The sequence below is a fragment of the Massilia oculi genome, assembly GCF_017582745.1.
Classification (GTDB): domain Bacteria; phylum Pseudomonadota; class Gammaproteobacteria; order Burkholderiales; family Burkholderiaceae_D; genus Telluria; species Telluria oculi_A.
In genome coordinates, this window is sequence record NZ_JAFVIM010000003.1 from 1 (window position 1) to 22587 (window position 22587).

Annotated in this window: 18 protein-coding genes and 2 pseudogenes; 12 read left to right on the forward strand and 8 right to left on the reverse strand. The window is 67.3% G+C overall.

The window, feature by feature from the left end:
* Both J3U95_RS04190 and J3U95_RS04195 read right to left on the reverse strand, forming a co-directional pair.
* Nucleotides 1-418: pseudogene (locus J3U95_RS04190) on the reverse strand (transposase); the annotation flags it as partial.
* A gap of 548 nt (nucleotides 419-966) precedes the next feature.
* Nucleotides 967-2114: pseudogene (locus tag J3U95_RS04195) on the reverse strand (glutathione-independent formaldehyde dehydrogenase).
* 376 nt (nucleotides 2115-2490) lie between these two features.
* Between J3U95_RS04195 and J3U95_RS04200 the strand changes: the two are divergent.
* The 3 genes from J3U95_RS04200 (at nucleotide 2491) to J3U95_RS04210 (ending at nucleotide 5629) form a co-directional block, all read left to right on the forward strand.
* Complete coding sequence (locus tag J3U95_RS04200) at nucleotides 2491-3657, forward strand: L-dopachrome tautomerase-related protein (protein WP_208277408.1); 1167 nt, start codon at nucleotides 2491-2493, stop codon at nucleotides 3655-3657.
* A gap of 71 nt (nucleotides 3658-3728) precedes the next feature.
* Complete coding sequence (locus J3U95_RS04205; protein WP_208277409.1) at nucleotides 3729-4445, forward strand: SRPBCC family protein; 717 nt, start codon at nucleotides 3729-3731, stop codon at nucleotides 4443-4445.
* Between the two features lie 11 nt (nucleotides 4446-4456).
* The gene (locus J3U95_RS04210; RefSeq protein WP_208277410.1) at nucleotides 4457-5629 is read left to right on the forward strand and encodes a zinc-dependent alcohol dehydrogenase; all 1173 of its coding nucleotides are present in this window, start codon (nucleotides 4457-4459) and stop codon (nucleotides 5627-5629) included.
* A gap of 36 nt (nucleotides 5630-5665) precedes the next feature.
* On the opposite strand, the gene J3U95_RS04215 is transcribed toward J3U95_RS04210, so the two are convergent.
* On the reverse strand, nucleotides 5666-6079 hold the full coding sequence (locus J3U95_RS04215; RefSeq protein WP_208277411.1) for an Rrf2 family transcriptional regulator: 414 nt from the start codon (nucleotides 6077-6079) through the stop codon (nucleotides 5666-5668).
* Nucleotides 6080-6485: 406 nt separating this feature from the next.
* Here J3U95_RS04215 and J3U95_RS04220 point away from each other — a divergent pair, with 406 nt between their 5' ends.
* Together J3U95_RS04220 and galB are read left to right on the forward strand one after the other, a co-directional pair.
* Nucleotides 6486-8195, forward strand: coding sequence for a glycoside hydrolase family 43 protein (locus J3U95_RS04220; RefSeq protein ID WP_208277412.1), 1710 nt, complete (start codon nucleotides 6486-6488; stop codon nucleotides 8193-8195).
* Nucleotides 8196-8394: 199 nt separating this feature from the next.
* The gene (gene galB, locus J3U95_RS04225) at nucleotides 8395-11172 is read left to right on the forward strand and encodes a beta-galactosidase GalB (RefSeq protein WP_229519634.1); all 2778 of its coding nucleotides are present in this window, start codon (nucleotides 8395-8397) and stop codon (nucleotides 11170-11172) included.
* Between the two features lie 14 nt (nucleotides 11173-11186).
* On the opposite strand, the gene J3U95_RS04230 is transcribed toward galB, so the two are convergent.
* Both J3U95_RS04230 and J3U95_RS04235 read right to left on the reverse strand, forming a co-directional pair.
* Nucleotides 11187-12212 (reverse strand): aldo/keto reductase, encoded by a 1026-nt coding sequence (locus tag J3U95_RS04230; RefSeq protein WP_208277414.1) that lies wholly within the window; start codon nucleotides 12210-12212, stop codon nucleotides 11187-11189.
* Between the two features lie 157 nt (nucleotides 12213-12369).
* A complete protein-coding gene (locus tag J3U95_RS04235; protein ID WP_208277415.1) occupies nucleotides 12370-12963 on the reverse strand; it encodes a CGNR zinc finger domain-containing protein in 594 nt (197 codons plus the stop codon).
* A gap of 133 nt (nucleotides 12964-13096) precedes the next feature.
* Between J3U95_RS04235 and J3U95_RS04240 the strand changes: the two genes are divergently transcribed.
* Nucleotides 13097-14047, forward strand: a complete 951-nt coding sequence (locus tag J3U95_RS04240) for an alpha/beta fold hydrolase (protein WP_208277416.1) — start codon at nucleotides 13097-13099, stop codon at nucleotides 14045-14047.
* A 2-nt stretch (nucleotides 14048-14049) separates the two neighbouring features.
* Here J3U95_RS04240 and J3U95_RS04245 read toward each other — a convergent pair whose 3' ends face one another.
* Together J3U95_RS04245 and J3U95_RS04250 are read right to left on the reverse strand one after the other, a co-directional pair.
* A complete protein-coding gene (locus J3U95_RS04245; protein ID WP_208277417.1) occupies nucleotides 14050-15735 on the reverse strand; it encodes an FAD-dependent oxidoreductase in 1686 nt (561 codons plus the stop codon).
* Entirely contained in the window at nucleotides 15732-17369 is a 1638-nt protein-coding gene (locus tag J3U95_RS04250; RefSeq protein ID WP_208277418.1) for an ATP-binding protein, read from the reverse strand. Before J3U95_RS04250 ends, J3U95_RS04245 begins: the two co-directional genes overlap by 4 nt.
* 221 nt (nucleotides 17370-17590) lie before the next feature.
* Here J3U95_RS04250 and J3U95_RS04255 point away from each other — a divergent pair, with 221 nt between their 5' ends.
* Nucleotides 17591-18007, forward strand: a complete 417-nt coding sequence (locus J3U95_RS04255) for an aldehyde dehydrogenase family protein (protein ID WP_208277419.1) — start codon at nucleotides 17591-17593, stop codon at nucleotides 18005-18007.
* A 28-nt stretch (nucleotides 18008-18035) separates the two neighbouring features.
* A complete protein-coding gene (locus J3U95_RS04260) occupies nucleotides 18036-18788 on the forward strand; it encodes an SDR family oxidoreductase (RefSeq protein WP_208277420.1) in 753 nt (250 codons plus the stop codon).
* A 45-nt stretch (nucleotides 18789-18833) separates the two neighbouring features.
* Here the strand turns inward: J3U95_RS04260 and J3U95_RS04265 are convergent, their stop codons facing one another.
* Nucleotides 18834-19292 carry a DUF2721 domain-containing protein gene (locus J3U95_RS04265; protein WP_208277421.1) on the reverse strand — a complete coding sequence of 153 codons (459 nt, stop codon included), beginning with the start codon at nucleotides 19290-19292 and terminating at the stop codon, nucleotides 18834-18836.
* 206 nt (nucleotides 19293-19498) lie between these two features.
* On the opposite strand from J3U95_RS04265, the gene J3U95_RS04270 reads away from it, so the two are divergent.
* Genes J3U95_RS04270 through J3U95_RS04285 form a run of 4 tightly spaced genes read left to right on the forward strand, consistent with a single transcriptional unit; the run spans nucleotide 19499 to nucleotide 22587 of the window.
* The gene (locus J3U95_RS04270) at nucleotides 19499-20527 is read left to right on the forward strand and encodes an acyl-CoA dehydrogenase family protein (protein WP_229519635.1); all 1029 of its coding nucleotides are present in this window, start codon (nucleotides 19499-19501) and stop codon (nucleotides 20525-20527) included.
* Complete coding sequence (locus J3U95_RS04275; protein WP_208277422.1) at nucleotides 20515-21288, forward strand: PIG-L deacetylase family protein; 774 nt, start codon at nucleotides 20515-20517, stop codon at nucleotides 21286-21288. The genes J3U95_RS04270 and J3U95_RS04275 overlap by 13 nt, the downstream gene beginning before the upstream one ends.
* Nucleotides 21281-21871 (forward strand): class I SAM-dependent methyltransferase, encoded by a 591-nt coding sequence (locus J3U95_RS04280; protein ID WP_208277423.1) that lies wholly within the window; start codon nucleotides 21281-21283, stop codon nucleotides 21869-21871. The genes J3U95_RS04275 and J3U95_RS04280 overlap by 8 nt, the downstream gene beginning before the upstream one ends.
* Nucleotides 21868-22587 (forward strand): glycosyltransferase family 2 protein, encoded by a 720-nt coding sequence (locus tag J3U95_RS04285; RefSeq protein ID WP_208277424.1) that lies wholly within the window; start codon nucleotides 21868-21870, stop codon nucleotides 22585-22587. The genes J3U95_RS04280 and J3U95_RS04285 overlap by 4 nt, the downstream gene beginning before the upstream one ends.

Genomic DNA, 22587 nt, shown 5'->3' on the forward strand with positions numbered 1-22587 from the left:
AGGAGGCGCCGATCTTCCTGGGCCCGCTGACTTTCCGGCTCGGCATGCCAGGCATAGAAACCGCTGGGATGCACCGCCATCATTTTGCAAAGCCGCCGGATCGAATGCTCATGGCGCGCATCGCGAATGAAGGCGTACCTTACCCGGACATCTTGGCAAAGTACGCGGCGGCCTTTTTTAAGATATCGCGCTCCTCAGTAACGCGTTTCAACTCGGCCTTCAGGCGCTTCATCTCAGCCTGCTGATCGTCCATCTTCTGCCGCTCGACCGGCGGTGCGCTGTAGCGCTTTACCCACTGGTACAGGCTGTGCGAGCTTACGCCCAACCGTGCAGCGACTTCCGTAGCCGCGTGCCCACGCTCTGTCACTTGCTTGACTGCTTCAATCTTGAATTCTTCGGTGTACCGCTTGCCGCTCATAACTTCTCCTTGAACCTACAATTATAGGCTCAGGAGTGTCTAGTGAACTCGTGGCGATTCAACTGTCCCTAAACTACCAAGAATGCGAAGTACCGGTTGTTCGTCTTGGCATGGGTTTATCGACCAGTCCCAGCCCCGCACTGCACGATCTCGAAGCGGCATCTCGACGCCGCCTCACCGTTCTGTGCCCGTGAACGCACGCATGAGGATCGACCACCGCAGATGTCGGCGCGTTCCATGCCCCCTCAAACTCCAGTGGCGAGGCGTCCTTGCCGATGGCGCCGCCCCTGAGCTTGACGGCAGATGGATGCGGGTCTGGAAATGGTCGAGGCAGTAACTGCCACTCCTCAAGTTTCGTAATGGCTTCAATTCCGCCACTGCTGGAATTACGATAAAGCATCCACAGGGACCCCAGCGATCACGCCCCGAAAGATCGACGTTGGCACCGCCGCGTGCGAACCGGTCAGGCTGCTGCGGACGCAAGGAAAGCCGGCAGGCTTACTTGTCCGAGGCGCAGCGGCACGACGCAGCGACAAGGCCCTGCCGCGCTAGGAACCAGGATGCAAGATCACCTTGGTCCAGCCGTGATCGCGCACGTCGAAGTGCTGGTAGGCGTCCGGCGCCTGGTCCAGCTTCAGCTCATGCGACACGATGAACGAAGGTTTCGCGCGGCTGGCATGAATCAGGTCGCGTAGCTGCCGGTTGTAGGCCTTGACATTGCACTGTCCGGTGGCCACGCGCTGGCCCTTGAACCAGAGCTTGCCCCAATCGAGCGCGATCTTGCCTTCTTTCTCCAGCGCGTCCGGGCCGTTCGGGTCCTCGGGAACGAATACGCCCACCACACCGATCCCGCCCGTGAACTTGACCGAGTTGACCAGGTTGTTCATCGTGAGGTTGGGACGCTCCTGGCGGTGATGATGATGGTCGTGACACTGGTAGCCGACGCATTCGCAGCCCACGTCCGCGCCCTGTCCGTGGGTCAGGTCCATCACCCGTGCACCGGATCCTCCTTGGAATAATCGATCGCGACCGCACCGATCGACTCGGCCAGCTTGAGCCGGTCCGAATGGCAGTCGACCACCATCACGCTGCACGCTCCCTTGATCATCGCAGAGTGCGCCGCCATCAGGCCGACAGGTCCGGCGCCGTAGATGACCACTGCATCGCCAGGCTTCATACCGGCCAGTTCGGTCGCATGCCAGCCGGTCGGGAAGATGTCGGCGCACATCACGTAGTCGGACTGCTTTTCTTCCGCGTCTGGCGGCAGCTTCAGGCACATGAAGTCGGCCCAGGGGACGCGCAGATACTCGGCTTGCCCGCCCTGCCACGGCCCCATGTCGGCAAAGCCGAAAGCGCCGCCGGCCACGCCGGGCTCGTTCGCCTTGAGGCAGTAGGCGGTCAGGCCGCGTTCGCAGTTCCTGCAATGTCCGCAGCTGATATTGAAGGGCATGCAGACCCAGTCGCCGGGCTTCAGGCGTTCGACCGCGGGACCGACTTCCATGACGACCCCAAGATTCTCGTGGCCGAAGACGCGGCCCTGCTCGAAATCGGTACGGCCCTCGTACATGTGCAGGTCGGAGCCGCAGATGTTGGTGCTGGTGATCTTGACGATGGCATCCGTCGGACGTTCGATCTTTGGATCCGGCACGTCTTCGACGGCGACCTGGTTGGGACCTCGATAGACAACAGCTTTCATAATTTACTCCTTGAGCTGCCAGGAAATAGCGTGCCCTGCGCGACCGAAGACGGCACGCGACACCAGCTTCTGGCAGTGGTTGGCGATACCCGCGGAAGACGCCCGCGGGACCATCTGCCTGCCGCCGGCGCATCGAAAGTCCGCGGCAGAATCGACACAGGGTAGACACGCGTTCGCGCCGCCGCAAGCGGCGATTCGATTGAAGCGAGCACAGCCGAGTCGCTATATTTGGACGTTTTCACAAACTCGCGAAACAGCCTTGCGGGGTGGTGGGGATCGGTGGAGCTTTGCGCATTCCATGTTCCGCCGGCGATCGGCGGCGTCCAGTTCTCGGGGTTCTTGCAGCGCAGGCTGCTGTCTTCAGAAAGGAAGCGTCATGCGAATCTCGGCCACTTTTCTCGCACTCGTCCTTGCCGGCGCCGGCCTCTCCGCCGCGACGGCGCCTGCGCAAGACCAGGCGCCCTCTCCCGCCCAGCCCGAACACCGTCGAGCCGGCAGCACGCTACAACAGGCTGCCCAGTTCGAACACCAGGTCACCGGTGTGACGGTCAGCGAACGGGGCCGGATCTTCGTCAACTTCCCCCGCTGGACGGAAGACTCGCCGGTATCGGTCGCCGAAGTCATGAAGGACGGCAGCTTGCGCCCTTATCCCAACGAGCAATGGAACGCCTGGCGCAACGTGCGGCGCGACGAGCTCGATCCAGCGCAGCACTGGGTCTGCGTGCAAAGCGTGGTCGCCGATGGTCGCGGCAGCGTATGGGTCGTCGATCCTGCGGCTCCGGCCGTCGACGGCCTGGTGCCAGGAGGACCGAAGCTGGTGCGCATCGATCTGGCTACCGATCGCGTGGCCCAGGTGATCCAATTCGGCCAGGACGTCGCGATACCCGGTTCCTACCTCAACGACGTGCGCCTCTCGCGCGACGGCAGGCATGCCTTCCTCACCGATGCCGGACAGCGCGGCGCCCTGGTCGTGGTCGACCTGGCCAGCGGCAAGGCGCGCCGGGTACTCGACGGCCATCCGTCCACCCAACCAGAGAAAGGCGTTGTAGTTCGCACCGATGGCAAACCGCTGCGTTACCCGGACGGGAGGCCGGTGCTGTTCGCCGCCGACAGCATCGCCCTGTCGTCCGACGGCGCCTGGCTGTACTGGAAAGCGCTCACCGGCACGACCCTGTATCGCATCCCGAGCGCCGCGCTCGTCCGAAACGGCCTGGCCAGAGAAGATCTCTCCAGCCAGGTCCAGTCGGACGGCAAGGTCGGGCCCACGGACGGCCTCTGGATCGGGCGCGGCGCCGACATCCTCTATCTCACCTCGATCGAAGACAACGCGATCAAGGCGCGCAGATTGTCCGAAGGACCGGGCGGCGCCCTGCGCACGGTGCAGCAGGATTCACGCCTGCGCTGGCCCGACACCTTCAGCGAGGGACCGGACGGCAGCCTGTACGTGACCAGCTCGCGCATACAGGATTCGGCCTTCTTCGACCGGCAGGCGCCGCTGGCGCTGCCGACCCAGCTGTGGCGCCTGCCTGCGCCGCGCAAGTGACATCTTCATGCGGCGCCTGGCGCCGTCAGCAACCAGTCCGCATGGCGGGCAATCAGCACGGGAGTTCAATCATGGCAAGCAGACACTCTGCCGCACGACCGGGCACCGCATCACCGACCATCTCACGCGGTGGACCGACGCACGATCTTGGCTGGATTCCCATCGCACTGGGTGGCGCCGCCATCGTGGCCGGACTCGGCGGCCGCAGGAGGGGCGCCGCGGCGCTCGCGCTGAGCGCGGTCGCCGGCGCCGGTGCGCTGGGCGCAATGCGCAGCACGCAGACCGGGCATGCGACTGCCGACCGGGCGCCGGAAGTGGAGCGCTCGATCACCATTAGCAAGAGCGCGGACGAATTGCGCCAGTACTGGCTCGACCCGGGCACGCTGCCGCAAATCATGTCCGGCTTCGCGACCGTGCGCGCCACCGGCGCGGGCCACCTGCACTGGAAGATCGAGGGTCCGCTCGGGCGCGCCTGCGAATGGGTTACCGAGACGGTGGACCGGCCCGGCGATGGCCTGGGCTGGCGTGCGCTGTCCGACGGCGCCGTCTCGAATGAGGGATGGATCCGCTTCCACGCCGCCCCGGCCGGCCGCGGGACCGTGGTCACCCTGCGCTTGCGCTTCGAACCGCCCGGCGGCGCGTTCGGCGAGTGGCTCCTCGAATTGCTGGGAACCATACCCCTGCGCATGGTCGCCGACGGCGCGCTGCGGCGCTTCAAGAACCTCGTCGAGACCGGCGAGATCCCGACCACCGTGCGCCAGCCCGCCGCTCGCGCCGACACACACTGAAGGAGCAGGACATGCGAGCACTTTACTGGAACGGCGTGAACGACCTGCGGGTTGGCACGGTGAAGGATCCCGAGATCGTCAATCCTCACGACGCCATCTTGCGCGTCAGCCTGTCGACGACCTGCGGCTCCGACCTGCACCTCATCGACGGCGATATCCCGACCATGAGGGCCGGCGACGTGATCGGCCACGAGTTCATGGGTGTAATCGAGGAGGTCGGCCCCGCGGTCAAGCGCGTCAGGAAAGGCGACCGGGTCGTCGTCCCCTCTTTCATCGTTTGCGGACAATGCTGGTATTGCCAACACTCGTTGTACTCGTTGTGCGACAACACCCATCCCAAGCCCGAACTGCAGGAGCCGCTGCTGGGCGGCTATCCCACCGCGGGCATCTACGGCTACACCCATGCCTTCGGCGGCTACGCAGGCGCGCATGCGCAGTACGTGCGCGTGCCGTTTGCCGACAATGACTGCTTCAAGGTCCCGGACGGGGTAGCGGACGAGACGGCGCTGTTTCTTTCGGATGCGGCGCCGACCGGCTATATGGGCGCCGACTTCTGTGACATCCAGCCGGGCGACACGGTCGCCGTGTGGGGCTGCGGCGGCGTGGGCCTGATGGCGCAACAGAGCGCGCGGCTGATGGGCGCGGAGCGGGTGATCGCGATCGATCGCTTTCCCGAACGCCTGCAGATGGCGCGCGAACAGGCCGGCTCCGAGACGATCGACTACACGCAGGTCGACAGCGTACTGGAGGTGCTGAAGGAAATGACGGGCGGACGCGGTCCCGATGCCTGCATCGACGCGGTGGGCATGGGGGCGCACGGCACGGGGCCGCAATACGCTTATGACCGCGTCAAGCAGGCGCTGCACCTGGAAACGGACCGTGGACAGGCCCTGCGCGAGGCCATCATGGCCTGCCGTAAGGGAGGAACGGTATCGGTACTCGGCGTCTACGGGCTGATCGACAAGTTCCCGATGGGCGCCATCATGAACAAGGGCATGACGATGCGCACCGCCCAGCAGCATGGCCAAGCCTATATGGACCGGCTGCTGGCGCACGCGCAGAAAGGCGAGTTGAACCCGGCCTATCTCGCCACCCACCGCTTCTCGCTCGAGGACGCGCCGCGCGGCTATGACATGTTCAAGCATAAGAAGGACGGCTGCGTGCGCGCGGTATTCGCGCCGTGAAGATCGGCACCGCCCGCAGGCAGCGCTCGCTCCGGCTTACGCTGCCTCGGGCGGAATAAAGGCCGACAACTTGACCTGACTGAACTCGCGCAGCAGAGCGCCTGCCGCCTGCGACATCGCCACCTCGAGCGCGCCATTGATCGCCTGCTCTTGGACACAGCCCGGATGATCGACATTCGCGCCGATGGCGAAGATCACCGGTTCCTCGAGCGCCTGGTAAACATCCAGCACCGTGATGCTGTCTGGTTCCACCGCCAGCACCCATCCGCCATTGCGCCCCGCCGTCGACCGCACATAACCCGCATCGCGCAAACCGCCCATCATGCGGCGCACCAGGACCGGATTGGTATCCAGCATGACGGCCAGCTCTTCCGAGCTCGTCGTGCCCTTGCGTCCGTGTATATGAACCAGCGCATGCAGCATGCGCGCCAGCCGAAAGTCAGCTCTCATCGATTTCCTCCTGCCACGAGGATACCGCAACTCCGAAAGTATCGTTATGAAGAAATGCAAACGCCACTGCAGGAGTTCTCATTTCTGGTCGTTTGTTGCAACGCCCTGCCCCGCCAGATCGCATCGATCATTGACCACCATTCCCTGGTGGCTTCTATGTGTTGTGTTATTTCGTCCGTAGTCCGTATCTCTTCGGATAACTAGTGGAATAGTTTTTTATGTTGGTTAGTTACATTTCTAGACATGAGCATTTGGGATAGTCCAAACGTGACTCCCGTCGACGCATCTTCCACATGCAAGATTGTTGCAGTTCAGTATTTAATAAACGACAATGATTGCGCAATCAATTGTTTCATCCCTCGCTGATTTCCATCCGCCCCGCAGGGACTACTCTTTCAAGGTCATCATGATTTCTCTTCGCACCCTGGCCGGGATCGCATCGCTGGCCGGATTGGCGGCCTGCTCGACTCCGGGCGGCCGACCCGACATCCACGGCGTACCGACCGAAGCCGCCCTCTTCGAACGCTTCAGCTACGAAGGCCGCTCGCAGGAAACGACAACGCCCACCGCCTCCCAATACCGCAATCCGATCCTGTCCGGCTACTACCCCGATCCTTCCGTGCTGCGCGTGGAGGACGACTATTACCTGATCAACTCGTCGTTCACGAACTTCCCCGGCCTGCCACTCTTCCATTCGCGCGACCTGAGCACCTGGACCCAGATCGCCAACGTGATCACCCGCCCCTCGCAGGCGAACTTCCAGGGCCTGCGCTCGTCGCGCGGCATCTACGCCCCCGACATCTCGTACCACAAGGGCGTCTTCTACGTGGTCACCACCTGCGTCGATTGCGGCGGCAATATGGTCATGACGGCGACCAGGCCGGAGGGGCCCTGGTCCGAGCCCGTCAAACTGGCCTTCGGCGGCATCGATCCTTCGCTGTTCTGGGATACGGACGGCAAGGTCTACCTGGTCGGCAACGACGCGCCGGCCGAAAAGCCCCGCTACGACGGCCACCGCGCCATATGGGTCCAGGAATTCGATCCGGCCGCCCTGGCCGTCAAGGGCGAGCGCACCCTGCTGGTCAATGGCGGCGTCGACATCACGCTTGAGCCGAGCTGGATCGAAGGCCCCCACATCTTCCGCCGCGGCGCCTATTACTACCTGATCGCAGCCGAGGGCGGCACCGGCGACAACCACTCCCAGGTGGTGTTCCGCTCGGACAGCGTGCGCGGCCCGTTCACGCCCTACGCGCACAATCCGATCCTCAGCCAGCGCAAGCTCGACCCGGCGCGCCCGAACCCGGTGACGTCGGCCGGCCACGCCAAATTCGTCCAGACCCCGGATGGGCAATGGTGGGCGACCTTCCTGGCCACCCGCCCCTACCGCGACGGCATGTACAACATCGGACGCGAGACCTTCTTGCTGCCGGTCACCTGGAAGGATGACTGGCCGATGGTACTGGAGGACGGCAAGCCGATTCCCTTCGCCGCCGCCCGGCCGGCGCTGCCGGCGCAGGCGCGCCCCGCGCTGCCGCTCTCGGGCGACTTCGCCTATGTCGACGAATTCGATGGCGCCCTCCTGTCCGACGCGTGGATCGGCGTGCGCACGCCGGCGGCGCCGTTCCACCGGCTGGAAGCGGGCCGCCTGGTGCTCGATCCGCGCGGCCGGCTCGGTGACCTCGACGCCACCCCGGCCTTCCTCGCCCGCCGCCAGCAGCATCACGTCGCCACGGTCGGCACCAGCCTGCGCTTTCGTCCCGCCCGTGAAGGCGACCGCGCCGGACTGGTGGCCTACCAGAGCGACGCATCGCACCTGTTCTATGGGGTAACCCGCATCGGGCAGCGCAATGTGCTGGCCCTGACCGTGCGCGCCAAGTCCGACACCGACCGCCTGCTGGCCAGCATACCGCTGGAAGGCGATGCGATCGACCTCGAGATCCGCGCCGACGGTGGCCGCATGGACTTCTTCTACACTGTCGGCGGCGTGCGGCGCGAGCTGCGTGCCGGGGTCGACGCGACCTTCCTGTCGACCAGCAAGGCTGGCGGATTCACCGGCACGATCATCGGCCCCTACGTGTGGCGGGCCGGCGCCAAAGGCGCGGATTCGACGTATTGACGAGGCCGTCGTCTCCTGGCCGCAGCTGGAAGCGCGGCCAAAGTTATCCCTAACAATATTTGTTATGCGCTACCATTTTAAGTTAAGCAATGGTAGGCTTACAGGATAACGTGCCTGAAGCATAACAATATCGATAGGAGGAGACTTGGAACGACATCCGCCAACATCCATGGCAGGCAGGCCCGCGCCCCGCGCATTCATGGCCACCTGCCTGCTGGCCGCGACGCTCGGCGCAACGCTGGCGATGGCGCCGGCTGGCGCGCAGCCGGCAACCCAATCAGCCGCACCCGCAGCGCAATCCGAAGGCCGCCAGCGCATCAGCTTCAACGACGGCTGGCGCTTTACCCTGGGCGACCCGGGCGGCAATTCGGCGCCCTACCTGTACGACGTGCGCCCCGAGGTCAAGAAGTCGGCCGACGGCAAGGACGCCGACGCCAGGCCCGACCAGGCGGTCCAGGTCGAGCGCAGCGGCGTGGCCCTGCTCAAGCCATGGATCCTCCCGAGCGGCAATGCCTTCATCAAGGATCCGGCACGCCGCCATGCGCGGCCGGCGCTTGACCCGGCCATCGATGCGCCGTTCGCGCGCCTCGGCTTCGACGACAGCGCCTGGACCCAGGTGCGCCTGCCGCACGACTGGGCGATCGCCGGCCCCTTCCTGGAAACCGGGCCGTATGGCGGCATGGGCCGTCTCAAGACCTGGGGCCCGGCGTGGTACCGCAAGACGCTCGACCTGAGCGCGGCCGACCGCGGCAAGCAGATCTACCTCGACGTCGACGGCGCCATGGCCTATGCCAGCGTCTGGGTCAACGGCCGCCTGGCCGGCGGCTGGCCCTATGGCTACAACTCGTTCCGCATCGACCTTACCCCTTACGTGACGCCGGGCGCCACCAACCAGGTGGCGATCCGCCTCGACAACACCCCCGAATCCGCGCGCTGGTATCCTGGCGCGGGCCTGTACCGCAACGTCTGGATCACCAAGACGGCGCCGCTGCACGTCGGCCAGTGGGGCGTGCAGGTCACGACGCCGCGGGTATCGAAGGAATCGGCCCAGGTGGCCTGGCGCGTCACCCTCGACAACAAGGGCACGGCGCCGGTCAAGGCCGACGTGGTCACGGAACTGCTCGTGCTCGACGCCCAGGGCAAGCCGACAGGCAAGCCGGTGGCAACCGTGACGTCTCCCGCATCGACCGTCGCGCCTGGCGCCAGTGCCAGCGTGGACGGTACGGCGACGCTGGCCAAGCCGCGCCTGTGGGGCCCGCTGCCGACCCAGCAGCCCAACCGCTACCTGGCGGTGACGACGGTGCGCCAGGATGGCCGCGTCGTCGACCGCGTCGAAACGCCGTTCGGCATCCGCACGCTGCGCTTCGACGGCAAGGAAGGCATGTTCGTCAACGGCGAGAAGATCGTGCTGCGCGGCGTGAACAACCACCATGACCTCGGTGCGCTCGGCGCCGCCTTCAACGTGCGCGCGGCCGAACGCCAGCTCGAACTGCTGCAGGAAATGGGCGCCAACGCCCTGCGCATGGCCCACAATCCGCCCGACCCGCAACTCTTGGCCCTGACCGACCGCATGGGCATCCTGGTGGTGGACGAGGTGTTCGACTCCTGGCAGCGCAAGAAGACGCCGCTCGACTTCCACCTGATCTTCGACGACTGGCACGAGCAGGACCTGCGCTCGATGATCCGGCGCGACCGCAACCACCCGTCGATCATCATGTGGAGCATCGGGAACGAGGTCGGCGAGCAGTACACCGACAAGGAAGGCGCAGAGCTCGCGCGCCGCCTGCACGGGATCGCGCGCGACGAAGACCCGAGCCGGCCGACCACCCTGTCCATGAACTACGCCAAGCCGCACATGCCGCTGCCGGCCGAGGTGGACATCATCAGCCTGAACTACCAGGGCGAAGGCATCCGCCAGGATCCGGAGTTCGAAGGCACCGACCGCATCCGCACGCCGCCGCAATATCCCGGCTTCCACCAGGCCTTCCCGGACAAGGTGATCCTCACCAGCGAATCGGCGTCGGCGTTCAGCAGCCGCGGCGTCTATTTCTTCCCCGTCCATCCCGCCGACAGCTCGATCGTGCGCGACGGCCGCGGGGGCGATTCGAAGCTGCAGCAAGTGAGCTCCTACGAACTGTATGCCGTCGATTTCGGCTCGTCGGCCGACAAGGTATTCGCCTCGCTCGACCGCCATCCGTATGTCGCCGGCGAATTCGTCTGGACCGGCTTCGACTACCTGGGCGAGCCGACGCCGTACTATGGCGCGCGCAGCTCCTACACCGGCATCCTCGACCTGGCCGGCTTCAAGAAGGACCGCTTCTGGCTGTACCAGTCGCGCTGGCGCCCTGAGCTCAAGATGGCCCACATCCTGCCGCACTGGACTTGGCCGGAACGGGTCGGCCAGGTCACGCCGGTGCACGTGTTCACCTCGGGCGACGAGGCCGAGCTGTTCGTCAACGGCAAGTCGCAGGGCCGCAAGAAGAAGGCGCCGTTCACCTACCGCCTGCGCTGGGACGAGGTCAAGTACGAGCCGGGCGAGGTACGCGTGGTGAGCTACAAGGCCGGGAAGGAATGGGCGCGCGCGTCAAGCCGCACCGCGGGCGAGGCGGCCGCGCTGCAGGCCAGCGCCGACCGCGCGACGATCGACGGCGATGGCCGCGACCTGTCCTTCGTCACCGTGCGCATCGCCGACAAGGCCGGCATCGATGTGCCGCGCAGCATGCAGCGGGTGCGTTTCGCGGTCGAGGGCCCGGGCGAACTGGTGGCCACCGACAACGGCGACCCGACCAGCTTCGAGCCATTCCCGTCGCTCGAGCGCGCCGCCTTCAACGGACTGGTGCTGGGCATCGTGCGCGCCAGGCCGGGCGCCAGCGGCCCGATCACGGTGCGGGTGACGGCCGACGGCCTGGCGCCTGCATCGGTGACGCTGCAGGCAAGGCCGGCGGTTAAGGCGATCGAGACCCACCAGCGGCCGTAATCGCCGTCCTGGCTTCAACGCCCTTGCGCGTCGATCGGCAGCGGCGCGTCGGGCGCCACCAGCCCTTGTTCGCGCAGCTCATGCCAGAAGGCGGGCGGGATGTCGGCCTGCAGCGCCAGCTGGTCTTCGGCCACCCGCTCCGGACGGCTCGCGCCGGGGATCACCGCCGCGACCGCCGGGTTGGCCAGCGCGAACTGCAGCCCGGCCGCCTTGATCGGCACCCCATGGCGCTCGGCCACTGCATGGAGCCGCGCCACCCGGGCCAGGATTTCGGGCGAGGCCGGCTGGTATTCGAAATGCGTGCCGCCCACCAGCACGCCCGAGCTGTAAGGGCCGCCAACCACGATTTCCACGCCGCGTTTCAGGGCCGCCGGCATCAGGCGCTGCAAGGCGCGTGCATGATCGAGCAGGGTATAGCGTCCGGCCAGCAGGAAGCCGTCGGGCCGCGCTCCTTCGAGGTCGAGCGTCAGTTCGCACGGCTCGACCCGGTTCACGCCCAGGCCCCAGGCCTTGATCACGCCTTCGTCGCGCAGCCGGTCGAGGACCCGGAACGCGCCGGTGCGGGCCTGCTCGAAGTGCGACAGCCAGGAATCGCCGTAGAAATCCTGGGCGATGTCGTGGACCCAGACGATCTCCAGGCGGTCTGTCCTTAGTCGCTTGAGGCTGTCCTCGATCGAGCGCAGCGTGGCGTCGGCCGAGTAGTCGTTGACGATGCGGTTCGGCCGGCCATGCTCGAACAGGCCGCCCTTGTCGCCCAGCTCGCGCGCAGCCGGGTCCTCGATCTCGTCCAGGATCAGGCGTCCGACCTTGGTGCTCAGCACGTACTCGTCGCGCGGGTACTTCGCCAGCAGCTCGCCCAGGCGGATCTCGGACAGGCCGGCCCCGTAGAACGGCGCCGTATCGAAATAGCGCGTACCTTCGCGCCAGGCGGCGTCGATGGTGTCGGCCGCTTCCTGCTCGGGGATCTTGCGGAACATATTGCCAAGCGGCGCCGTGCCGAAACCGAGCGGGTTCGCCGGCAGCTTGTCTTTCAGGCTCATGGTTGCTCCTCGTTGTCGTCGACGCTCCGGGAGTCAGGCTGGGCGCATGGGAGCGCTGCAGGCGCCAGCGGATTTCACCTGCATGATGGCAAGGTCCGGCCGCCGAGGCCAGTAAATGATGGTCAATTCGGATGGTCGATTCGGGTGGTCCAACCTTTCAAGCCGCGGCGCGGGTCCTCTTGCGGAATTCGGCCGCCTTGTGGCGGTTGCCGCACAGCGCCATGCTGCACCAGCGACGGCGATGCGACTTGGTCCGGTCATAGAACCACAGCACGCAATCGGGATGCTCGCACTGGCGCACGTACTCGAACTGCCCGTTGGCCAGCAACTCCGCCACCGACTCGGCCACCTGCCCCAGCGCCTGTTGCGGCGACGGCGCGGAAAGCCGCCGCCTGAGCAGCGGGCCGTCCTCGCTCCACTCCAGCACCGGCGCCGACTGCATCGCCGCCAGGTAACGGTTGATCCGCTCCGGATTGCCCCGCTCCCCCTGCTTGCGCTGCTCGACCAGCTCCCGCGCGATCGCCCTCAGCTCCCTGGCGTCCCGTAACAGGGCGTCCTTTGCTGCCCCGTCTCCCGCTTGGCCCGCATCGATGCCGCAACGCCCCAGCCAGCGCAGCACATCATCGCCGCTGCGCCAGAAATCGACGTACTGCTCACCGCTACCCGCTTCCGTATTGAGCAGGTCGAGCGCCGGATGATCGCCCACGAGCAGCGGTTCGGTCAGGGCGGCTTCCTGTTTGTTGTCGGACATGGTCTTCCTTTCGCAATAACCGTCAATATTATACTTGAACAGTTACCGAAAGCGTGCCATACTGGACTCATAACCTCTTACATATACGTTTACAGGTTACTCAAATAACCCCATCTAATACAGGGAGCCCATCATGAAAAGCATTCTGAAACCACTGTTCATGGCCGCCGCGATCGGCAGCGCCGGCGCCGTCCAGGCAGCCGCTCAGGTAAATGAAAAGGCGCCCGCCGTGCGCTACGACACGGTCCAGGTCAAGGGCGTCGACGTGTTCTACCGCGAAGCCGGTCCGAAGGACGCGCCCGCCGTCCTGCTGCTGCACGGGTTCGGCGCCTCTTCGCACATGTTCCGCGACCTGATCCCGCAGCTGGCCAGCGGCTACCGCGTGATCGCGCCCGACCTGCCCGGCTTCGGGCTGACGCATGCGGACAAGTCGTTCAAGTACACCTTCGACAACCTGGCCGACGTGATCGATGCCTTCACCACCGCCAGGGGCCTGCAGCGCTATGCGATCTATGTGTTCGACTATGGCGCGCCGGTGGGCTGGCGCCTGGCGGTGCGCCATCCCGAGAAGATCACGGCGATCGTGAGCCAGAACGGCAATGCCTACGAGGAGGGCCTGAGTCCCGGCTGGGCGCCGATGCGGGCCGCCTGGGCCGATCCGACGCCGGCGAACCGGGAAGCGCTGCGCAAGTTCAATACCCTGGACATGCTCAAGTGGCAATACGTCGAGGGCGTGAAGGACACGTCGACCGTGGCGCCCGACGGTTACCTGCTGGCCCACGAGGCGATCGAGCGCATCGGCGTCGACCCGCAGATGGACCTGCTGGTGGACTACGGCCAGAACATCAAGCAATACGGGCAGCTGCACGCCTTCTTCCGCCAGCACCAGCCGCCGCTGCTGGCCATCTGGGGCAAGAACGATCCCTTCTTCCTGCCGCCCGGCGCCGAGGCCTTCAAGCGCGACAATCCGAAGGCGGAGGTGCGGTTCCTGGACACCGGCCACTTCGCGATCGAGACCCACGGCGCCGAGATCGCGCAGGCGATGCGCAGCTTCCTGGATCGCCACCTGGGCGGGGCCAAGTAGGTCTACGATCCGGCGTCGCCAAGATACTGGTGGATCTGGGCGACGACGGCCGCGCCTTCCCCCACCGCCGCCGCCACCCGCTTGGTCGAGCCGGCGCGCACGTCGCCGATCGCGAACACCCCGTTCATGCTGGTTTCCAGCATCTTGCGCGGCCGGTCGGTGGCGGCGGTGACGTCGCTGCCGGTGCAGATGAAACCGTTGCGGTCGACTTCGATGTCACTGCCGTGCAGCCAGCCGGTGTTCGGGTCGGCGCCGATGAACAGGAATACGTGGCGGATGTCGTAATCGGTCTCGAGCCCGGTGCGCAGGTCGCGCACCTGCACCCGTTCCAGGCCTTTGTCGGTATCGACCAGCCCCGCGATCTCGGCGCAGGTATGCAGGGAGATATTGGGGGTGGCCGCGATGCGCTCGATCAGGTAGTTCGACATCGTCGCCGCCAGCCCGTCGCGCCGCACCAGCACATGGACCCGGGCCGCATGCCCGGCCAGGAATACCGCGGCCTGGCCGGCCGAGTTGCCGCCGCCCACCAGGATCACCTCGTGCCCCTTGCACAGGCGCGTCTCGAGCGACGAGGCCCAGTAATACACACCGCGTCCCTCGAGCCGCTTCAGGTTGGCCAGCGATGGCCGCCGGTACCGGGCGCCGCAGGCCAGCACCACGCTGCGCGCGCGCACCGTGCCGAGGCCCTCGCACAAGGTCATGCGCAGCTGACCCGCATCTCTGTCGAGACAGGTCGCAGACGCCGGAATCGCCACCTCGACGCCGAATTTCTCGGCCTGTACATAGGCGCGGCCGGTCAGGGCCCCGCCCGATATCCCGGTCGGAAAACCCAGGTAGTTCTCGATGCGGGCGCTGGCGGCGGCCTGGCCGCCATACGAGAAGGTCTCGAGCACCACCACCGACAGGCCTTCCGACGCCGCATACACGGCGGTGGCCAGGCCGGCCGGTCCGCCGCCGACCACCGCCACGTCCCAGACCTTGCCGGGTTCGCATTCCTGCAGCAGGCCGATGCAGCGGCCCAGCTCGGCCAGCGAGGGGTTGCGCTTGGGTTCGCTGCCCGGGCAGAACACCAGCGGCCAATCGTCCGGCCCCGGCCGCAGCCCTTCGGCCAACGCGGCGGCCGCCGGGTCGTGCGCGGGATCGTGCAGGCTGTAGGGATGGGCGTTGGACGACAGGAAACGCTCGAGGTCGCGAATGCCCGGGTGGCCATGCGGCGCGACGATGACCGGTCCGCCCGAGTTCTTCTGCATCAGGATCACCCGGCGCAATATCAGGGAGCGCACGATGCGCTCGCCCAGTTCGGCGTGCGCGACCAGCAGCATGCGCAGCGACTCGGACGACAGCGCCAGCGTCTCGAGTTCGCCGACGGCCCAGCCGTCTTCCATTGCCGGACGGCCCGCCAGCTGCCCTTCCTCGCCGCTGAACTGGCCGGGACCCAGCAGCGCCATCGCCTCGTTCACGCCGAGCCCATCGTGGCGCCGCAGCAGCAGCTGGCCGCGCAGGATGAACAGGATGGCGGGCCTGGCCTGGCCGGCCTCGAACACGGCGGCGCCGTCGCGGTAGCGTTGCTGCGCGCCGAACTGGCGCACGTGCTCCAGGTCGTCCTCGTCCAGCACCGGATAGATCTGGTGGCGCCGCTTCTCCAGGTTCGGGGTGGGTAGCGGCGCCAGGATGGGCGTGGCGTTCATGGCGTGGCCCGCGGCACGGCGATGCCGTCGTTCGCGCGCAGGCCGATGCGCGCGGCGCGGACTGGGATGCCGCCCGCCCTGGCCAGCAGCGGCGGGCTGGCGCCAACGCGAGCATCGTCCAGCGCGCATTCCAGCCGGGCCAGGCGCCGGCGCATCTCCGGCGCTTCGCCTTCGGCCTCGAGCTTGTCGAGCGCATAGGCGCGGGTGGCGCCGAACAGGCGGTACAGCACCACCACCCCGTGCGGGTCGGCCGCCAGCAGCGACTTCTCGACCAGGTTCGCCACCCCGTCGACGATCTGGCCGCCGGTGAGCGCGCCGCCGGCCATCAGCATCGTGGCGGCGTCCAGGGTGAAGGGCCCGGAGAACACCGACAGCGCACGCAGGATCAGGCGTTCGTCCTCGGGCAGGAAGTCATAGCTCCAGTCGAGCGCCGCCGCCAGGGTGCGATGGCGCCGCAGCAAGGTGTGGCGTCCGCGCGCCAGCAGGCGGTAGCGCGCGTCGAGCCGGGCCGCGAGCTCCCGCGCGCCAAGCGCATCCAGGCGCGTGGCCGCCAGCTCGATCGCCAGCGCCAGGCCTTCCAGGCGGCGGCAGATCTCGGCCACCGCCGGCGCGTCGGCATCGTCGAGGCGATAGCCGCCCTGGCATTCAGCCGCGCGCTCGACGAACAGCCGCACCGCCCCGAACGCCAGCGCCTGGCTCGCCGACAGGGGCGCCGCGCCCGGCATGCTCGCCGGAGGACAGGCGAGCGGCGCCAGCCGGTGCACGCCCTCGCCGCCGACGCGCAGCGGTTCGCGGCTGGTCGCCAGCACGCTCACGCCGGGCGCATGCGCCGCGATCAGCTCGGCCAGGAGCGCGCTCGCTTCGAGCACGTGTTCGCAGCTGTCCAGCACCAGCAGCAGGTGTTCGTGACGCAAGCCGGCCAGCAGCTGCGGCACCGGGTCGCCGGGGCCGAGCTCCAGACCCAGGGCCGCCGCCAGCGCCTGCGCCACGCATTGCGCGTCGCGCGCCGGCCCCAGGTCGACGAAACAGATGCGGCGTCCCTGACGCTGCAACGCCGCCTCGGCGACGGCCAGCGCCACCGTCGTCTTGCCGATGCCGCCCGGACCGACGACGCTCACGATGCGGCGTTGTCCGAGAGCGCCCAGCAGGCTGGACACGGCGTCGGCGCGACCGATGGCGCGCGTACCCGTCGCCGGCAGATTGTTCATGGGAACACCAGCGCGCTGGGCCTGCGGCCGATGCTGGGGCTGCGCCACATGCAGGGCCAGGCTGACCGGGGCCACGAAGCGGTAGCCCCGCCCCGTGACGGTGGCCACGTAATCGGTAACCAGTTCGCCGCATGCGCGCTGGCTTTGGTCCAGGGCGCGGCGCAGCGCCGACAGCTGGACCTTCAGATTCCTGTCCTCGACCACGCTCCGGGGCCAGGCGCGGGCGATCAGCTCCTGCTTGGAGACCACTTCGCCGGCACGCTCGGTCAACACCGCCAGGATCTCCAGCGCCCGGCTGCCCACGCGCACCGGGGTGTCGCCGCAGGCCAATCGCTGGCGCGCCGGCACGAACCGGAACGGTCCGAACAGATATTCGCGCTCGATGTCGTTGGGCGCCGCGGCCGGCATTGCGTGATTGGATTCCATATCCATAAGAGACTCCGGATTGACCATGCCTGTCTAGTAAGTTTGCGTCTTTCCAGGTAAAAGTCACGCCATTTTTTTACCTTTTCCACTTGACCATAATTTACTTTTTTACCATATATCGCGCTGCTAGGCTAGAACACGTCTGCGCTTGATCAAGATGCGGGCTCAGATTGGTAGTACCCACCGAACCTCGATTACTCAGAGGGAGTCCGTCATGCCATATGTCAGCGTCAACCCCACTACCGGAGAGGTCAACAAGCAATTTCCTAGACGGTCCCGGCGCCTTCTACCAGCCGACCATCCTCACCGGCATCCGGCGCGACAACCCGGCCTATTTCGAGGAATTCTTCGGACCGGTGGCGCAAGTCCATGTGGTGCGCGGCGACGACGAGGCGGTGGAGCTGGCCAACGATTCCCATTTCGGCCTGTCGGGCGCGATCTTCACCAACGACGTCGACCGCGCGCGCAGGCTGGCTTCGCGGCTGGAGACCGGATCGATGTGGATTCATACCCGTTCCAGCACTTCTCCGGAACTGCCGTTCGGCGGCGTCAAGCGCTCCGGCTACGGGCGCGAGCTGTCCGAGTACGGCATCAAGGAATTCGTCAACCAGAAAATGGTCGTCGTGGCCCACGCCTGACGCCGACCCGCCATACAAGGAGAACAGCATGAGCGAAATAAGCAAACGCGGAATCGAAGGCAAGGTCGTCCTGATCACCGGCGGCGGCACCGGGCTCGGCGCGGAGACGGCGCGCTACCTGGCTGCCCGTGGCGCGAAAATCGCGGTGGCCGGCCGGCGCAAGGACAAGCTCGAGGAAGTGGTGGGCCAGATCGACGGCGCCGGCGGCCAGGCGCGGGCCTACCAGCTGGACGTCGCGCGCAAGGACGAGTTCAAACAGGTGGTCGACGCCGTGGTGGCCGACTTCGGCAAGCTCGACGTCCTGATCAACAATGCCGGACTGATGCCGATCCGGCCCATGGCCGAGGTGAACACCGACGAATGGGACGCGATGATCGACATTAACCTGAAAGGGGTGCTGTACGGGATCGCCGCCACCCTGCCGCTGTTCCTGGGACGCGGCAGCGGCCACGTCATCAACATCAGCTCGGTCGCCGGCACCAAGGTGTTCTCGCCCGGCGGCACGGTGTATTCGGGCACCAAGTTCGCCGTCAGCGCCATCTCGGAGGGGTTGCGCCATGAGGTGGGCAACAAGATGCGGGTGACCTCGATCGCACCGGGCGCCGTCGAGAGCGACCTCAAGTTCTCGACCTCGGGCACCTCGCAGGCGGCGGTCATGGACTTCTACAAGGCGGCGATCCCGGCCGTGACGATCGCCCGCGCCGTCGCGTATGCGATCGAGCAGCCGGACGACATCGACATCAACGAGATCGTCCTGCGCCCGACGGCCCAGGAGTTCTGAGCCCGGCATTCCCCCGGCCGGCGTCCTGCGCCGGCCAATCCAATCCTATCCCGCCGTCGCCCCGCAGCCTTCCAGCACCTTCAGCTGCTGCGCACGCATGAAGCTGCAGCAGATCAGGATCTCGCGCATAAAATAGACGAAGCCGACGATCAGCGCCAGCATGCCGCCCACGAAGCACAGGGCGATGTACTGGTCGAGCGGCAGGTCGGTGGTGTCTCCCAGGAACAGCATGGCGATCACGACGCAGACCAGCAGCCCGCAAGCGGTGCTGGCGGTGATGCCGACGTTGATCAGGCGGGCGCGGTAATACAGGCTGAGCAGTTCACCGACGCATTCGTTGTCGGGATCGGCCTTCAGGCGGTCTTCCAGCACCCGGCTGCGGTCGATCAGTCGACCCAGCCGGTTGGTCAGCACGATTAGCATCGTGCCCACCCCGGCCAGCAGGAATACCGGCGCGATCGCCAGCTGGATGGCTTCACCGATGTCGCTGAGCTGAAGGTTCATGGGAACGGCGTGGTGACGGACATGCGGCAAGTGTAGCAGCACGGCATGTCAGGTCGCACTTCGCCTCTTCCTTATGGCGGAGCTGGCAGGTCGGTGGTCGTTATCGCAACTCCAGGAATGCCATTTAGCCGCGCACGCTTGGCCGCCTGCCGGACAAGCTAACTCTTGAGCAAGTGGTACGATGCAATTTTTGCAAGACAGTTGCTATGCATTCCGAAATATCCTCTACCCGCGCGCCCCTCGCGGCACTCCTGCGCACCGCGCTTCCATCCCTGCAGGATGCCCCGCCAGCGGCCGCATTGAATCAGCTCGTCACCTCGGGCCTGGACCGCCTGCCGCTCCCCGGCCACGGCGCCACCCTCGAACGCTGGCGCGCGCTGGCGACCGTGGGCGCCCACGACCTCGCGCTCGCCAAGCTGTTCGAAGGCCATACCGACGCCCTGGCCATCCTCGATGAGGCAGGCGTCCATGGCGGCGCCGACGACGCGCTCTGGGCCACCTGGTGCGCCGAGCCGCCCGATGCGCGCCTGGCGCTTTCTCCCGACAGCCATGGAGAGCTGCGCCTGGACGGGCGCAAGGCCTGGTGTTCGGGCGCGCGCGACGTCACCCACGCCGTGGTGAGCTGCTGGGATCCGGACGGCGCCGCGATGCTGGCGGCGGTCGACCTGCGCCAGCCCGGCGTCACGGTGACCGGCGATGGCTGGAACGCGGTCGGCATGGCGAACAGCGGCAGCGTCGACGTGCTCTTCGACGGGGTCCAGGCCCGGGTGCTGGGTGGCCCGGGGTTCTATGTCGAACGCGCCGGTTTCTGGCACGGCGGCGCCGGTGTCGCGGCTTGCTGGTTCGGCGCCGCGACCCATCTCGCCGACGCCCTGCGCGAACGCGTGGCCGGCCGCGGCGATCCTCACCGCCTCGCGCAACTGGGCGAAGTGGCGGTGGCGCTGCAGGGAAGCGCCGCGCTGATGCGCGAAGCCGCGGCGCGGATCGACCGCACACCGCAAGCCAACGCGATGGCCGATGCACTGTCGGCACGCCTGAGCGTCGAAGCCAGCGCCGGCCTGGTGCTGCGCGCGGCCGGGCGCGCGCTGGGCGCCGGGCCGCTGTGCAAGGACGCGGCGCTGGCGCGGCTGTACGCCGACCTGCCGGTCTTCATGCGCCAGAGCCACGCCGAACGCGACCTCGAAGCGGTCGGTCGCCTCGTCAGCGAGTCGGGAGCGTCGCCATGGACGCTGTAGCACGCTCGCGCCATATCGCTGGCGCCGGCACCACGGCCGCGGCCTGGCGCCTCGCTCCTGAGCTGGCGACGGCGCCGTCGACGACCCTCGACCGGCTCGTGCCGCCCGGCACGCGGGTCGTGGTGGTCGCGCCGCATCCGGACGACGAGATCCTCGCCTGCGGCGCTCTGCTCTACTTGCTGGCGCAGCGGGGCGACGCCCCGCTGGTGGTGGCCGTCACCGATGGCGAAGCGAGCCATCCCGGCTCGACCGACTGGCCGCCGGCGCGCCTGCGCGCGCAGCGGATACGGGAAACCGAGACCGCGCTCGCCTGCCTCGGCCTGGCGCGCCCGCGCATCGAGCGGCTCGGCATTCCCGACGGCGGCGTCGCGGCGGCCGAGCCGATGCTGGCCGCCCGCCTGCCCGCGCTGCTGCGGCCCGGCGACCTCGTGATCACCACCTGGCGCCACGATGGCCATCCGGATCACGAGGCCACGGCGCGCGCCTGCGCCACGGCGGCGCTGGAGCATAAAGCCCGTTTGCTCCAGGCGCCGGTGTGGGGCTGGCACTGGAGCGCGCCCGGCGATGGGGCGATGCCCTGGGGGCAGGCCAGCAAACTCACGCTGTCGCTCGATGCGCTGGCGCGCAAGCGCGCCGCGCTGGCCTGCTTCACCAGCCAGGTCGAGGGCGACGCCAGCACCGGCGCCGCCCCGATCCTGGCTGCCTTCGCCATGGAGCGCGTGCTCCACCCCTTCGAACTGTTCTTCGACTGCCATGACTGAATCCCGCCTGCGCCACTTCGAGGCGCTGTACAGCGCCAGCGACGATCCATGGAACGTGCGCGGCGCCTGGTACGAACGGCGCAAGCGCGCCATCCTTCTCGCGAGCCTGGCCAGGCCGCACTACCGCAATGCCTTCGAGCCCGGCTGCGGCAATGGCGCGCTGAGCGCCGCGCTCGCGCCGCGCTGCGAACGCCTGCTGGCCAGCGACGGCGCGTCCGCCGCACTCGATGCGGCGCGCAAGGGTTTGCCGCCCGCTCTGGCCGACGCGGTACGCTTCGAGCAACGCACACTACCGAACGACTGGCCCGATGGCGAAACGTTCGACCTGATCGTCATCAGCGAGCTGGCCTATTATTTTCCGCTACCCGAGGCCGCCGCGCTGCTGGCCCGCGCCGCCAACGGCCTCGCGCCCGACGGCGAGCTGGTGATGTGCCATTACCTGCACGACTTCGACGACCGCGCCTGCGGCACGGAGGCGCTGCACCGGTCCGCCGGCGATATTCCCGGCCTGCGGCGCAGCATGGTTCATCGTGACCAGGATTTCCTGCTCGAGACCTGGACGGGGCATGGAGGCCGGCCATGATCGGCGTCGCCATCCCGGCTCACGACGAGGAAGCCTGCCTCGACGCCTGCCTGCACGCTTTACTGCGCGCCGCGTGCCATCCGGCGCTGGCGGGAGAGGAAGTGCGGGTCTGTGTGGTGCTCGACGCATGCAGCGACCGCTCGCTCGACATCGTCGTCACGCATGAGGCGCTGTTCGAGGCCGCGGGCTGTCGCCTGGAATGGTGCGAAATCTCGGCGCGCCAGGTCGGCGCAGCCCGCGCCGCCGGCGCCCGGCGCCTGCTGGAAAGCGGCGCGCGCTGGTTGGCCTTCACCGATGCCGACACCTGCGCCGCGCCCGGCTGGCTGGCGGCGCAAATCGCCCTCGGCGCCGATGTGGTGTGCGGGTCGGTCGGCGTCGAGGACTGGACGGCGCATGGCGAACAGTCCTCCGTGCTGTGCGAACGATTCAGAAGCGACTACCAGGACCGCGACGGCCATCGCCACATCCACGGGGCGAACCTCGGCGTGAGCGCCGAGGCCTACCTGGCGGCGGGCGGATTCGCCTGCGTCGACTGCCATGAAGACGTGCTGCTGGTACGGGCACTGGAAGGCATCGGGGCCCGTTTCGCCTGGAGCGCGCAGCCCAGGGTCGTCACCAGCGCCCGGATCGACGCGCGGGCGCGCGGCGGCTTCGGCGACACGCTGCGGGCACTGGCGGCCGGCCTGCTGCCCGCAACGCCGCACCCTGGTTCCTAG